This is a genomic window from Streptosporangium canum (assembly GCF_900113865.1).
GTDB lineage: Bacteria > Actinomycetota > Actinomycetes > Streptosporangiales > Streptosporangiaceae > Streptosporangium > Streptosporangium canum.
Window position 1 is genome coordinate 17,700 of sequence record NZ_FOQY01000043.1, and the last position, 14,244, is coordinate 31,943.

A 14,244-nucleotide genomic window follows, 5' to 3' on the forward strand; every position below is an offset into this window, starting at 1 on the left:
CTGGTGGAGCGGAGTCAGTCCCAGCGCCGCGCGTTGTCCGCGTTCAGTGCGCCACTGGTATCCGGTATGACGCAGAACAGCAGGCCCGCCGGGTCCCGCATGACCCACCAGCCGTTCGTCTGCCGTACGCGCCTGGCTCCCAGCCCTTCCAGTCGCGCGACCTCCGCCTCCAGGTCGTCGGTATGGATGTCCAGGTGCACCCGGCTCTCCCCCTCACCGATACGCTGGGTGAGCAGCCCGATCTCCTGACCGGGGAGCAGGGCGCCGTGATAGTCCGGGTAGTGGGCGGACGAGGTCATCGTCTGGCCGGTCGCGGCCTGCCAGAACCCCACCTCCTCGTCATGCTCCGCCTCCGGCACATCGATCACGATCTTGTCGATCCTGCTGTGGTGCGGCACGTACGTCACCTTCCGGCTGGCGGGTCTGCGCAGGCCGGATCATGCGTCACAGAACCGGCTACGTCACTGTAACGGCCCGGTTCGACGGTCCGGCCGGGACCCCGGTACGCGAAACAGCAATCTGGAAGATCCCACCGTCCCCGGTGCGGGCCATGATGAGTTCTCGACGAACTCAGGAGTGCCGATGCGAACCGCACACCGGACCTGTCCTATCTGCGATGCCGTCTGCGGCCTGCGGCTCACGCTCGACGGTGCCGGACGTGTCACGTCGGTCAAGGGCGACCCGGACGACCCGTTCTCCAAGGGGTTCGTCTGCCCCAAGGGCGCGAGCCTGGGCCGTATCGACGAGGACCCCGACCGGCTGCGCGTCCCGATGATCCGCAAGGGCGGCGAGTGGCGCGAGGCCACCTGGGAGGAGGCGTTCCAGGCCGTCGACCAGGGCCTCAAGAACGTCATCGACACCCATGGCCGCCAGGCCCTGGCCGTCTACTTCGGCAATCCGACCTTTCACACCATGGCCGGCTTCATGTACCGGGTACCGCTCACCCAGTCACTCGGCACCCGCAACGTCTTCTCCGCCAGCACCATCGACCAGATACCGAAGCAGGTGGCCGGCGGCCTCATGCTCGGCGACCCGATGGCCATCGCGGTGCCCGACCTGGACCGCACCGATTACCTGCTGATCCTCGGGGCCAACCCGGTGGAGTCCAACGGCTCGCTCTGCGCCGCCCCGGACTTCCCCGGGCGACTGAAGGCGCTGCGCGCGCGGGGCGGCAAGCTGGTGGTCGTCGACCCGCGCCGCACCAGGACCGCGGCCGCCGCCGACGAGCACCTGTTCGTACGGCCCGGCACCGACGCCTACCTGCTGCTCGGCATCGTGCACACCCTCCTCGCCGAGGATCTCACGAAGATAGATGTCGAGGTGAACGGCCTGGCGGAGCTCCGGCGGCTGGCGGAGGAGTTCACCCCGCAGGCCGCGGCGCGGGTGTGCGGGGTGCCGGCCGGGGAGATCGTACGGCTGGCCCGCGAGCTGGCCGCCGCCCCCACGGCCGCCGTCTACTCCCGCATCGGCACCTGCACCGCCGAGTTCGGCACCGTCGCGCAGTGGCTGGTCGACGTGCTCAACATCCTGACCGGCAACTTCGACCGCCCCGGCGGGGTCATGTTCACCAGGACCGCCGCCGTCGAGCTTTTCCGCACGGGGCAGCCGTATACGGCGGGAAACTGGCACAGCCGCGTCCGCGCGCTGCCGGAGGCGCTCGGCGAGCTGCCGGTGGCCACCCTCGCCGACGAGATCGAGACCCCCGGTGAGGGGCAGGTCAGGGCGTTGATCACGGTGGCGGGCAACCCGGTGCTGTCGGCGCCGAACGGGCCCCGGCTGGACCGGGCCTTCCGCGACCTGGACTTCATGGTCTGCGTGGACCCCTACCTGAACGAGACGACCAGCCACGCCGACGTCATCCTGCCGCCGCCGCGCATGCTGCAGATGCCGCACTACGATTTCCTGCTGCTGACCGTCACGGTGCGCAACTACGCCCGGTTCTCCCCGCCGATCCTGCCGCTGGAGCCGGGGCAGCAGTCGGAGGCCGAGATCCTGGCACGGCTGACGATGATCGTCTCCGGTCAGGGGGCGGACGCCGACCCGGCCATGCTCGACGAGATGATCCTCGACCAGGTGCTCCGCGGGGCCACCGAGATTCCGGGCTCACCGTTCGAGGGCAAGGAAGTGGCGGAACTGCGCGCCGGGCTGGACGGTGACAGCGGGCCCGAGCTGATGCTGGACGCCATGCTGCGGCTCGGCCCCTACGGCCTGTCGCTGGCAGACCTGCGGGCCAACCCGCACGGCGTCGACCTGGGCGCGCTGGAGCCGCGGCTTGAGGAGTTGCTGTGCACGCCTTCGGGCCGGGTGGAGCTGGCCCCGCGGCCGCTGGCCGAGGACGTCGGACGGCTGCGCGGGCGGCTGGCCGTACGGCCGGCGGAGATGGTGCTGATCGGGCGGCGCCAGCTGCGCTCCAACAACAGCTGGCTGCACAACGTGGGGACGCTGGTCGGCGGGAGCAACCGGTGCACGCTGCAGATCCACCCCGACGACGTGACCAGGCTCGGGCTCGGCGGGCAGGCCGTGATCCGCTCGGCCGCGGGCGAGCTGACCGTCCCGCTGGAGCCGACCGACACGATCATGCCGGGGGTGGTGAGCCTGCCCCACGGCTGGGGCCACTCCGGGAGCGCGCAGCGGGTCGCGGCGGAGCACGCCGGGGTCAACGCCAACACGCTGACCGACGAGTCGGTGGTCGACGCCCTCTCCGGAAACGCCGTGTTCAACGGGGTCCCGGTCACGCTCAGCCCTTGTGAGGCGGGAGAGCTGTCCCCGGCGTCCGCCTGACCGCCCGGAGGGCCACGCCGGCGCCTGGGCCGTGATGATCCACCGGGACGGCCACGATGGCGCCTGGTGGGCCGTGACGATCTCCCGGCCCGGCCGTGTCGCCGGTCGTGTGACGCGGCCGGCGATCCAGGGCAAGACCGAGGTCCAGGTCCCGGTCCTACCGGTTGACCTGGACCTTAGCCCCTGCGGGATCGCTGCCCGCAGGGGTTTCCGCCGCCCACCTCAACAGCCCCTGCCACCGCGGAGACCGGCGGCGCTCTCCGGAAAGCGGTGCTCACCGGAGAGACGGCGGGGGAACGCGTCGTCGAACGTCAGGGGACGATCTCCATCTGCGCCATCATCCCGAGGGAGGAGTGCTCCAGGAAGTGGCAGTGGTAGACGTACCGTCCGACGTAGTCGGTGAAGGTCGCCTTCACCCGTACGGAGGTGCCCGCCGGGATGAGCACGGTGTCCTTGCGCCCCGCGTCGTCCAGCGAGGGCGTCTGGCCGTCGCGGTCCAGCACCTGGAACTGCACGAGGTGCATGTGGAAGTTGTGGGGGAACCCGAACTGGCCGTCGCCGTTGGTGATCGTCCAGATCTCCGTGCTGCCCCGTTTGACCTGGAAGTCGGCCCGGTTCGGGTCGTACGTCTTGCCGTCGACCAGGCCCACGGGGGGGAAGGCCGCGATGTCGAAGCTCAGCGTCACGTTGCGGTTGACCGTCGCGGCCGGGAGAACGGGGAGCGCGCGGAGCAGGTCGGGCACGTGGCTGGAGTCCGCCGCCTGCCGGACGACGTCGAACCGGAGCACCGGTGTGGCCCCGTCGGAAAGGACCAGCTGCGTGCCGACCGGGTAGCGCGAGAAGTCCACCACGATCTCCACCCGCTCGGCCGAGCTGAGCCGGATCGCGGTCCGGGAGACCGGCGCGGGCAGCAGGCCGCCGTCGGAGGCGATCTGCGTCATCTCCTCACCGCCGAGGCTCAGGTTGAAGGTCCGCTCGGTGGCGCCGTTGAGCAGCCGGAAACGGTATTTGCGCGCGGCGACCGGGAAATACGGCTGGGGTTTGCCGTTGGCGAGGATGACGTTGCGCTCGGCCGGATTTCCGCCGAAAAGCATGGCGCCGTCCGCGTCGAAAAGGGCGTCACGGATCATGATCGGTACGTCGTAGTCCCCCCGCGGCAGCCGGAGGTCCCTTTCGCTGTCGTCGTCGATCAGATAGAAGCCGTGCAGGCCGCGGTAGACGTTCTCCGCCTCGGTGTGATGGCTGTGGTCGTGGTACCAGAGCGTCGCGCCCTGCTGCCGGTTCGGGTAGTTGTACCACCGCGCCTGCCCGGGCTGGATGAGCTCCATCGGATGGCCGTCGTTGTCCGCCTCGACGTGGCCGCCGTGCAGGTGCACGTTCGTCGGCCGGTTGAGAAGGTTGTTGTACCTGATCATCACTCGGCGCCCGGTCTTGGCCCGGATGGTGGGGCCCACCAGCTGGTTGCCGTAGGTGAAGGTCGGGGTGCTGACGCCGGGGAGGATCTCGAGGTTCGTGTGCCGGATGTCGATCCGGTAGATGTCGACGTCGTTGGTCGACAGCGTCGGCCTCAGCACCGGGGGTATGGGCATCCGCACGGCGAACGGCGTGGCGGTCAGCGCCGCTCCGACCCGTGCCGGCTGGACGCCGTGCTCGTGCGGGCGGAGGCCGGGCACGGCCGAGAAAGCGCTGCGGTCGTCGAGGAGCAGTCCTTTAACGCCCACCGCACCGCCGAGCGTCAGAGCGCCCACGGCCAGCATGTTCCGTCTGGTCAGCATCAGTTCCCCTATCGCTGCGTCGCATCGACTGAACCCTGTGACGTCCGGACCGGTAATCCGTATCCGTTTTAAGGCCATATGGCCTTTCGTCGCGATCTGACCCGATTTACCCCGTTAACTGGTTGACCGCCAAGCCGATCTTCGCATTGGCGTTTTCTGGCGTCTTCTTCTGTATTGCTGTTTACGTTTCCCATCGTGCGCCACTGGTTTGCGGGCCATTTCGGGGCTGGAAGCCGGGGGGAGATCCCGAGGCGGCGGCGTTCGTCCGCTCGGTCGCGGACGGGAACGAGACCGTGCCGACCGTGACCGTGGCCGGAAAGGCGATGGTGAACCCCTCGAAGGGCCGGCTGCTCGAAGCGGTCAGGACGCACGCCCCCCACCTGGCGCCCGGCGCCGGACGAGTGACCGGAGAGCGTGACTGACAGAGCCGGTGCGACGTCCCGCGGCGCCGGTGATCAGGTGGTGTCCGCCGGGGATTCCGCGGAGTCCGGGTGTCGGATCCGGCTGCTACAGTCCGCGCATGAATCGACGCGTGCCCTTCACCGGTGAAGAGAAGCAGAGTCTGCACGTCAGCCTTGACCGGCACCGCGACGTGGTGCTGTGGAAGCTCCACGGCCTCGACGACGAGCAGCTGCGGCGGCCGATGACCCCGTCGGGGACGAGCCTGCTGGGCCTGGTGAAACACCTGGCGAGCGTCGAATACGGCTGGTTCTGCGAAACTTTCGGACGCGAGATCGAGCCGCTCCCGTTCGACGACGAGGACGAGAACGCCGATCTGCGCGTGGAGCCGCACGAGACCACCGCCGACATCGTGGAGTTCTACGGCCGTGCCCGGGCCGCGGCCGACCGGGTGATCAACGAGCTCGATGTCGAGGACACAGGCACGGCCTGGTTCGGCGACACGGTGACGATGCGCTGGGTGCTCATTCACATGATCGAGGAGACCGCCCGGCACGCCGGCCACATGGACATCGTGCGAGAGCTCCTCGACGGGGCGACCGGCGACTATCTCCGGGAGTGAAACGGGAGGCTCGGGGCGCCGGACGAGGTCGGCAGGGCGGTCCCCCGCTTCCGGGGAGCCGCCCTGCGAGCCGCCGGGCTATGGGAGCCGGTCGAGAATCCAGGAACAGAGTTCTTCGGTGATCTTGGTGTGTCCCTCGTTCTCGGACGCGAGCTTGAACTCGTCCAGCTCGCTGTCGTCGGGCGAGAGGCTGTCGATGTCGACGTACAGATCGTCGCGGGAGTCGATGTCCCTGATGGCGACGGCGCTGACCGCCGGGACGAAGCAGTGCGAGCGGATCGGGACCTCGACGCCGAAGCCGAGGTGGGCGAGCTTGTTGAGCGCGTCGGCGAGGATTCCGAAGCCCTCCAGCGTGCCGCCGGGGGCGCCGTCGATGTCGGGGAGGCCGGGAGCGTGGATCTCCGGCCGCTGCAGGGTCACGACCCGCAGCTTGGCGACCAGCGAGTCGCTGCCCGTCGGCTGGGTGCGCAGGTCGGTGCCGGTGACGGCCAGTCCCTTGCCCCGCAGGGCGGACCGCCCGGGCCGCACGCCGTTGCCGGTGCCCGAACCGACGCCGTTGGCGACGCCGATCAGCCGGGGTACGCGCGGCCAGCCGCCGACGCGGTCCAACTCGGTGAGGAACTCGGTCCGCTCCTTGTCGACGGAGGGCGAGTCCCGCCACTCCGCGATGTGCTGCGACAGCAGCTGGCGGGAGGCCGGGCTGTTCATCTGGTCCGAGAACCGGCTGTCGAGCACGCGGATGTAGTGCGCGAACGCCTGGAGGGCGATGGGGATCCAGGCCCCGCGGTGCGGGCTGTCGTAGGACCAGTACAGCGCCGTCTGGTGGTCCATCCTCATGGTCTCCAGCTTGGCGAGGGCGTGCCGGGTGACCAGGCCGCCCATGCTGAAGCCGCCGACCGCGAGCGGATGGTCGCCCTGCCGCCGCGCGATCGCCTCATGGATCGCCGCGGCGGCGGTCTCCGAGTTGTCCATGATCGACGCGCTGCGTTCGGTGAAACCGAGGAGGACGACGTCCCTGCCGCGCCGGCGCAGCTCGCTGAGGAGCGGGTACGTGCCGAACTCCAGGGCGTTCCAGGAGAAGTCGGGGGTGCTGGGCCCCGTGTTGAAGCCGTCCGCCATGATGACGGGCCGGGTCAGGCCGCTGTTGCCCTCCCCGTGGTAGACCCAGGCGGTGCCGCCGGGCAGGTCCCACACGTCGTTGGGCGGCGGTGGGAGCTGGGTGGGGGGCTCCTGGGGGCCGGGAGCCAGAATGATGGGCGGCGCGGTCCGGAAGGCAGCCGCGATCTGCTGTTCGTTCTGTTCGCTCATGTTCGTCCTCTTTGGCGATGACAACTGAATGCATCAGTTTGATTACATACAGTAATCAACGACCTGGCCGTGACGGCGCAGGCGCGTTCAGGGGCGCGTCGAGGACGGACGCCCGCGACCAGACGAACCACTCAGGCCGTCCGGACCGGGAATCGGGAAGGGGCGGTGACGACCTGAGTCGTCACCGCCCCTTCCTGTCGTGCGTGGTCCGCGCCCCGAACTAGCTCTGCGGCGCCGGGATCTGCACCGGCGGGCAGCGCGGGTCGAGCCGTACCTTCGCCAGATCCCGGCCGACGATCGTCCACGCGTCGAACGAGCCGGGTTCGAACTGCAACTGCGGATTGGTGTGCCACTCGTCGCCCAGCCCGGTCGCCAGCAGCTTGGTCTGCGATCCGAGCTCGTAGGCGTTGCCGCCGCCGAAGTAGGTGGAGGTGAACACCCGGCCCTTGTGGACCTGCAGCTCACCGTGTCCCGACAGCAGGCCCTGGTGCTTGATGGTGCCGGTGGCGGGGTCCAGGGCGATCCAGGCGCCCAGCACGCGCTTGTAGACCGCGTACAGCAGCCCGTTGTGCACCTTGAGGTCCTGGAAGGTGCGGTGGTTCGGCAGCGGGTCGATCTGCCACACCACCTTGCGCTGCTTGAGGTCGAACGCGGCGATCGAGGCCGTCGTCTTGGTCGGCGGCGTGCCGCCTCCGCCGAGCACGTCGCCACCGAGGTAGACGACGCCGCGCTCGGAGTCGACGCTCAGGCTCATCAGGCTCTGGTCGGGGATGACGTCCGGGTAGACGTCCATCTTCCCCGTGTCGGGGTCGAGCACCGTCAGGGCGCCCTTCAGCTTCGCGCCGGTCGGTGCGGAGGCCACCAGGATGGTGTCGGTGACGGGGTCGTGCTCGATGTCCCACGGCCGCGACTGGTCGTGCCCGATGTAGCCGAAGCTGCGCACTTCGTCGGTGTGCACGTCGATGGAGATGATCTGACCGCTCGGATACAGCGCGGCGTAGATCTTGTCGCCCCGCCGCACCATGGTCTTCGGCTCGCCCACCACGCGGATCCTGCGCTGCTTTCCGGTCCGCAGGTCGCGCACTTCCACGGCGAAGTGGCCGCCGATGTAGAGGGCCCGGTTCGGCACCAGCAGCATGCTCTGGGTGCGCTCGGCGCCGGCCGGGAAGCCGGCTTCGATGAGGTCGACGAACTCGGAGGTCCGGCTCGGCAGGTCCAGCCACCACATGCCGCCGCTGCCGGCGAAGCCGATGAGCTGCTGCCCGGCCAGCTTCAGCGCCCGGGTCTCCTCGCCCGGCGAGGGCGGGTCGGCGACCTTGGTCACCGCGTCCTGCCCGGTGCGGTAGCTGTAGACGGCGCCGTCGGGGCGCGAGGTGAGGTAGACCGTTCCGTCGGGGGCCACCTCGAACGCGTCGATGATGCCCACTCCGGCATCGAACTGCCGCCGGTCCGTGCCGTCCTTGCGCACGTCGATCAGCGTGCTCCCGCTCGCCGCCAGCACCCGATCGCCGTAGAGCGAGACCGTGCCCACGGCCGCGGGCCCCTGGGCCAGTTCCCTGACCGCGCCGCTGACCCGGTCGACGGCCAGCAGCTTGGCCTTCTCCAGCAGGCCGACGTAGGCCGTGGTCTCGTCGGCGGCGACCGCTCTGACGTAGTGCTCGCCCTGGACCAGCACGCCGTACTTGCGGATCGCGCCGGTCGAGGGGACGTACTCCCAGAGCCTGCCGTCGGAGGAGGTGCCGAGGTAGAGGGTGCCGTCCGGTGCGGCGGCCATGCTCCAGACGAAGCCGCCGTTCGCGCCGAAGGAGTGCAGGTGCGCTACCTGGCCCGTGGCCAGGTCGTAGCTGTAGAGGTCGGGTACGGGATAGGTGCCGATGTACAGCTTGCCGCCGGCGACCGCGGTGGCCCAGCCGCCTTCCGGCTCGCCGGCCGCGGGGCCGTCCGGCAGGGTCGCGGTGCGTGTCACCTTGCGGGTGGCCAGGTCGATCTCGGCCACGACCGGTGGCTTCGGCCCGCGGGAGACCACGTAGGCGTGGCCCTCGTGGACGGTGGCGCCGACGATCGCGCCGGTGACGGAGGCCGGGCCGTACGTGGTGACGGCCGGGGTGGCGCAGTTCGGCGCGGACGTCGCCTGCGCGGCGGCCGGTGTCGACAGGGCCGGTATCGATAAGGCGGACAGGACCATGAGCAGCGCCAGACAGGTACGCGGCACGGCCGCACCTCCAGGATGTTCAATACTGCTTAATATTGGTCCAGACCGTAATCATTTGAGCGCGGCACGTCAATACTCATGGGGATGCGCCACAGGCGGCCTTTGAAGACCGCCGAGTACGAGATAGTCCGTGACTTCGCCGCGCGGCGCGAGCAGGTGTACGCCGCCTGGACCCGGCCGGAGCGCTTCGCCCGCCTGGCCGAGCACCTGGCGGTTCAGGCCACGTCGTCGAAGGTCAGCGCGCGGCCGTGGGCGTAGGCGACGGCGAACGCCTCCTCGCCGAGCGCGTCCACGGCCCCGGTGGTGATCCGCCGCACCTCGTCCTCCTCCCAACGGGAGGCCGGGGTGTGGTGTGCCCGCCTGGCCTCGGCGGCCAGACCGAGCAGCCGGGCGGACTCCCCGGGCGGCGAGACAGCGGCCAGGCCCTCGACGGTGAACGCCGTCGTGCGGGGGTCGCCGACCTTCCGCGCGGCGGCGAACGCCTCCAGGAACAGCTCGCGCGCCCCCTCGGCGTCGCCACGCGAGCTGTGGACGAAGCCCAGCTCGGCCAGGGCGCTGGGCAGGAACAGCGGGGGCTCGCCGTCGCGTGGGACGCCGTCGAGCAGGTGGCCGAGGTGCGTCTCGGCCAGCTCCAGCAGGCCGGCCCGGCGGGCGGCGTAGCAGTACCCCATCTCGGCGAAGATCTGCCCCTCCCGGTAGCCCTGCCCGGTGGCCAGGCGCAGCGCCTGCCCGCACTGTTCCATGGCCCGCTCGTAGTCGCCGGTGTTCATGGCGATCCAGCCCAGCCACGACAGCCGCCGCATGGCCTCCGGCCACAGTCCGAGCTCCTCGGCCATCCGCAGGCCTTCGGCGAACAACGCGGTGGCCCGCCCGTAGTCGCCGCGGATCTCGGCCAGCCCGGCGAGCCACTCGGTGGCCTGTAACCGGCCCCACTGGTCCCCCAGCTCCCGGAACACCTTGGCGCTCTCGCCGCCGTCACGTTCCAGAGCCTCCAGGTCGCGCCGGGTGAAGGCGTCGCGGGCGCGCCTGCTCAGGGCCACCGCCACGCCCCAGCGGTCGCCGGTCTCGGAGAAGGCCGCGAGCGCGCTGTCGACCAGCGCCTGTGAGGACGCCAGGTCGTTCGTGCACAGCCCGACGAACAGCTCCGCCCTGGCCCGGTCGCCCGGCCCGGCGAGGTCCAGGACCGGCTTCCAGTCGACGTCCTGTCCGAGCAGCAGGGCGAACCCCGCGTGCCAGGCCCGCGCCCGCGCCCGGTCGGCGGTGAACGCGCCGGGCTCGACGGCCAGCGCGGACTCCAGCGAGCGCAGCCCCTCGCCGAGCCGTCCGCGGAGGAACCAGTACCACGCCAGCGCGTTCACCAGCCGCAGGGCGTCGGCCGCCGGGGCGGCGTCGAGAGCGGCCCGCAGGTTCGCGGCCTCGGCGTCCAGCCGCCGCATCCAGCGCACCTGCTCGGGCCCCCGGAGGAACGACTCCGCCCGTACGGCCAGCGCCGTGTAGTAGTCGACGTGCGCCTGCCGTACCCGCGCGTTCTCTCCCGCGTCGTCCAGCCGGTTCAGGCAGTAGGCCGCCACCGACTCCAGGAGCCGGTACCGCACCCCCGACGGCCCGTCCACGACCGCCACCAGCGACCGGTCGACCAGCCGCGCCAGCACGTCGAGCACGTCGACGCCGGCCTCGGCGCACACCGTCTCGGCCGCCTCCAGCGTGCAGCCGTCGGCGTGCACGGCCAGGCGGCGCAGCACGACCCGCTCGGAGTCGGTGAGCAGCGTCCAGCTCCAGTCGATCATCGCCATCAGCGTCTGCTGGCGCGCCGGAGCCCCGCGCTGGAAGCCCGCCAGCAGCTGGAACCTGTCGTCCAGCCTGGTCACGAGCTCCTGGACACCGAGTGCCCTGACCTTGGTCGCGGCCAGTTCCAGCGCCAGCGGGATGCCGTCCAGCCTGCGGCAGAGCTGTGCGACCGCCTCGGCGTTCCGGGCGTCGAGCGTGAACCCGCGGGCCGAGGCGGTCGCCCGCGCCATGAACAGCCGTACGGCGTCGGCCTTCGCCACAGTGATCAGCTCGGACCCCTCGGGCAGCTCCAGCGCGGGCACGCTCCACAGTGACTCACCGGCCACGTTCAGCGGCTCGCGGCTGGTCGCCAGGATCCGCAGCCCCGGCGCCGAACGCAGCAGCGCCTCGGTCAGCTCGGCGGCCTGGTCCACCACGTGCTCGCAGTTGTCGAGCACCAGCAGCATCCGCCGGTCGCGCAGCGCGCCGACCAGCCGCGGCAGGACGCCCGCGGAGTCCTCGCGTATGTCGAGCGCGACGAGCACGGCCTCGGCCAGCGACGGCGTGTGCCGGTCGTAGGGGGCGAGCTCGACCAGCCACGCGCCGTCGGGATGCGCGCCCGCCACCTGCCGCGCCACCTCCAGCGCCAGGCTCGTCTTACCGACGCCTCCCGAACCGGTGAGGGTGACCAGTCGGCCCGTCTCCAGCAGGGCGCGCACCTCGGCCACCGCCTCACCGCGCCCGATCAGCTCGCCGACCGCGGCGGGCACGTTCGTCGCCGGCCGCTCGGCCCTGCCGCTCAGCGCGGGATCCTGCCGCAGGATCCGCGTGTGCAGCTCGGCCAGTTCCGGCGACGGATCGACCCCCAGCTCGTCGGCGAGCCGCTCCCGCAGCTCGCCGTAACAGGCCAGGGCCTCACTCTGCCGCCCGACCCGGTACAGCGCCCGCATGTGTACGGCCCGCAACCGTTCCCTCAGCGGGTGCGCGGCCACGAGTGCGGCCACCTCGACCGGCTCCCCGGCCGCCAGCCGTACCTCCGCGTGCTCCTCTACGGCGGCCAGCCGTGCCTCTTCCAGGCGCGCGATCACCGGCCGCAGGAACGCGAAGTCGGCGAAATCCGCGTACGGGGTCCCCCGCCACAACGCCAGCGCCTCGGCCGGTTCCGTCTCGCGCACCAGCCGCGCGAAGCGGGCGGCGTCCACCGCGTCCGGGGCGGCCCGCAGCGCGTATCCGGGGGCGCGCGAGACCACCAGGTTCTTCCCGCCCGGCTCGGCCTCCTCCAGTGCGCGGCGTAGCTGGGAGACCCGCACCTGCAGGGCCGCCGCCGGGTTGGCGGGCGGTTCGTCACCCCACAGGTCGTCGATCAGCCGGTCGGCGGACACCACCTGTCCCTCATGGGCGAGCAGGGCGGCGAGCAGCGCGCGCACCTTCAGGCCGGGGATCGTCACGACCTGTCCCGTGTCGGTCCAGGCCGTCACCGGTCCCAGCACTCCAAAACGCATACGACCGACTTTAAGGGCATGGGCTCGCCCTCGCCGTGCTCGCCGCGGCGCCCCTCCGGCGCCCCCGGCGTCGCCGCCCCGGTCACCTCCGTCACGGCAAGACCTCTCGCCGTGGACGCGGAGGCCCTTCCGGCTCGCGGACGCCGGCGCGGCCCGGAGGCAACCCCTCCGGGCCGCGCGCGTTCAGCCGATTACCTGGTCAGGACCATCAGCGTGAAAAAGCCGGTGTACTCGCAGTAGTAGGACAGGTATGTCCCCTTATTGCGCAGTTCCGCGCCCTTCGCCTTGCACTTCTTCAGCGTTGAGTAGTCGCCGTACTTGATCCATGAGGACGCGACGGTGACCGGGGCGCTCGACGCGCCGGCGCCGGTGGTCGCGGCTCCGGCGGGCGTCGCCAGTGCGGCTCCCGCCGTTGCCAGGACGACCGTCGCGAACGACGTCGCGGCCAGTCTGGCGAGCTTGGTGGACATATGAGTATCCCTTCGGGGTGGGAAATGGGCCCTTCCGGCGGGGCGGCGGACCGCCCTCGCCGGCAGCATGATCATAATCACGCCGGCGGCTGAGGAGGAGGGATTGATCACGATTGTTCCGCCGGGCCTGGCCGGTCGGCGCGACCGCCCGCGAGGTCCGCGGCCGTCCGTCCCTCAGGTCCGCGGCCGTCCGCCCCCAGGTCAGAGAACCGCGAGCGCTTTGGCCACGCCCGGGTCGCGTCCGGTGGCCAGGTCGAGGGCGGTCATGGGGGCGTAGTGGTCGACCGGCACGCCGATCGTGTCGATTGGACGTACGTGACGCCGCCGGGGAGCGTCTTCGACGTCACCGCCGGAGGCTGCCGCGTGATGGGCCCCTCCCCGAGCTCGACGGTGCGGGTCCGTCCCGTGGTGGGGCGCTTGAGCGTGAGCCGTAGATTGTCGGAGGCGAAGACGTCGAGGAGGCCCTGGTTCACGGTGTCCCCGATGAACGCCGGCGGGTCGGATAGGTCCCACCCGTCGTCGCGGGGTTTCACCGTGCCGGCAGCCGGGCACCCGGCCGTACGGCGGCGCCGGTTCCGGTTCCGGTTCCGGCTTCGGCTTCGGCTTCGGCTTCGGCTTCGGCTTCGGCTTCGGAGGGATTCAAAATAATTCGAGGAAAGCCGTCGCCGGATGTCGAGGACCCGGTGACGGCTCCGACTACCGGGTGAAGGCGCGCCCCGAGGGCGCGGGAGATCCACAGAGACGGGACGCCATCATGGGCAGGCTCATCCACTTCGTGCACCAGTCCCTCGACGGTTTCATCGAGGGCCCAGCCGGCGAGTTCGACTGGCCGCGGATGGGGCCGGAACTCTCCGCCTACTCGCAGGAGCTGAGCGGCGGCGACAAGGTGTTCCTCTACGGGCGCGTGGTGTGGGACATGATGTCGGGCTACTGGCCGCGGGCCGAGCAGCACTCGACGCACGAGCACGACCTGGCGTTCGCCCCGATCTGGCGCGAGGCGTCCAAGATCGTGGTCTCCCGCACGCTGGAGAAGGCCGAGTGGAACACCCGGGTGATCGGCGAGAACGTCGTCGAGGAGCTGACCGCGCTCAAGGAGTCCGGCGCCACGCTGCTGCTGTTCGGCGGGTCCGCGCTGGCCGCCCACCTCACCGAGCACGGTGTGATCGACGAGTACCAGATCTTCGTCCACCCGGTGATCCTGGGCGGCGGCAAGCCGGTCTTCCAGGAGCAGAGCCACCGGGCCGGCCTCGAACTCGTCGAGTCGCGGACGTTCGACTCCCAGGTCGTGCTGCTCCGGCACCGGCGCGCCGCCGCGCAGGGATGATCCTCAACCGGCGCGCCGCCGTACGGGGGCGATCCTCGACCGGTGCACGGGCCTGTCCCTCGCCTACGACTGTCTCCCGTCGCG

Annotated in this window: 11 protein-coding genes; 5 read left to right on the forward strand and 6 right to left on the reverse strand. The window is 70.9% G+C overall.

What is annotated here, in order from left to right; translation table 11 throughout:
* Positions 1-14: 14 nt before the first annotated feature.
* Positions 15-398, reverse strand: a complete 384-nt coding sequence (locus BM085_RS37770; RefSeq protein ID WP_093891614.1) for a VOC family protein — start codon at positions 396-398, stop codon at positions 15-17.
* A 184-nt stretch (positions 399-582) separates the two neighbouring features.
* On the opposite strand from BM085_RS37770, the gene BM085_RS37775 reads away from it, so the two are divergent.
* Positions 583-2,781 (forward strand): molybdopterin-dependent oxidoreductase, encoded by a 2,199-nt coding sequence (locus BM085_RS37775; RefSeq protein WP_093891579.1) that lies wholly within the window; start codon positions 583-585, stop codon positions 2,779-2,781.
* Between the two features lie 311 nt (positions 2,782-3,092).
* Here the strand turns inward: BM085_RS37775 and BM085_RS37780 are convergent, their stop codons facing one another.
* Positions 3,093-4,556 carry a multicopper oxidase family protein gene (locus tag BM085_RS37780; RefSeq protein WP_093891580.1) on the reverse strand — a complete coding sequence of 488 codons (1,464 nt, stop codon included), beginning with the start codon at positions 4,554-4,556 and terminating at the stop codon, positions 3,093-3,095.
* A 122-nt stretch (positions 4,557-4,678) separates the two neighbouring features.
* Here BM085_RS37780 and BM085_RS45545 point away from each other — a divergent pair, with 122 nt between their 5' ends.
* Both BM085_RS45545 and BM085_RS37790 read left to right on the forward strand, forming a co-directional pair.
* Positions 4,679-4,978 (forward strand): thioredoxin domain-containing protein, encoded by a 300-nt coding sequence (locus BM085_RS45545; RefSeq protein ID WP_218158938.1) that lies wholly within the window; start codon positions 4,679-4,681, stop codon positions 4,976-4,978.
* A gap of 98 nt (positions 4,979-5,076) precedes the next feature.
* A complete protein-coding gene (locus BM085_RS37790; RefSeq protein ID WP_093891581.1) occupies positions 5,077-5,577 on the forward strand; it encodes a DinB family protein in 501 nt (166 codons plus the stop codon).
* A gap of 78 nt (positions 5,578-5,655) precedes the next feature.
* On the opposite strand, the gene BM085_RS37795 is transcribed toward BM085_RS37790, so the two are convergent.
* Positions 5,656-6,885 (reverse strand): lipase family protein, encoded by a 1,230-nt coding sequence (locus BM085_RS37795; protein WP_093891582.1) that lies wholly within the window; start codon positions 6,883-6,885, stop codon positions 5,656-5,658.
* A 220-nt stretch (positions 6,886-7,105) separates the two neighbouring features.
* The gene (locus BM085_RS37800) at positions 7,106-9,097 is read right to left on the reverse strand and encodes a PQQ-binding-like beta-propeller repeat protein (protein WP_093891583.1); all 1,992 of its coding nucleotides are present in this window, start codon (positions 9,095-9,097) and stop codon (positions 7,106-7,108) included.
* An 84-nt stretch (positions 9,098-9,181) separates the two neighbouring features.
* On the opposite strand from BM085_RS37800, the gene BM085_RS44965 reads away from it, so the two are divergent.
* Positions 9,182-9,355 (forward strand): SRPBCC family protein, encoded by a 174-nt coding sequence (locus BM085_RS44965; protein ID WP_177245474.1) that lies wholly within the window; start codon positions 9,182-9,184, stop codon positions 9,353-9,355.
* On the opposite strand, the gene BM085_RS37810 is transcribed toward BM085_RS44965, so the two are convergent.
* Both BM085_RS37810 and BM085_RS37815 read right to left on the reverse strand, forming a co-directional pair.
* The gene (locus BM085_RS37810) at positions 9,313-12,366 is read right to left on the reverse strand and encodes an AfsR/SARP family transcriptional regulator (protein WP_093891585.1); all 3,054 of its coding nucleotides are present in this window, start codon (positions 12,364-12,366) and stop codon (positions 9,313-9,315) included. The genes BM085_RS44965 and BM085_RS37810 overlap by 43 nt on opposite strands.
* Before the next feature lie 191 nt (positions 12,367-12,557).
* On the reverse strand, positions 12,558-12,836 hold the full coding sequence (locus tag BM085_RS37815; protein WP_093891586.1) for a hypothetical protein: 279 nt from the start codon (positions 12,834-12,836) through the stop codon (positions 12,558-12,560).
* A 754-nt stretch (positions 12,837-13,590) separates the two neighbouring features.
* On the opposite strand from BM085_RS37815, the gene BM085_RS37820 reads away from it, so the two are divergent.
* Complete coding sequence (locus BM085_RS37820; protein ID WP_093891587.1) at positions 13,591-14,160, forward strand: dihydrofolate reductase family protein; 570 nt, start codon at positions 13,591-13,593, stop codon at positions 14,158-14,160.
* Positions 14,161-14,244: the final 84 nt, after the last annotated feature.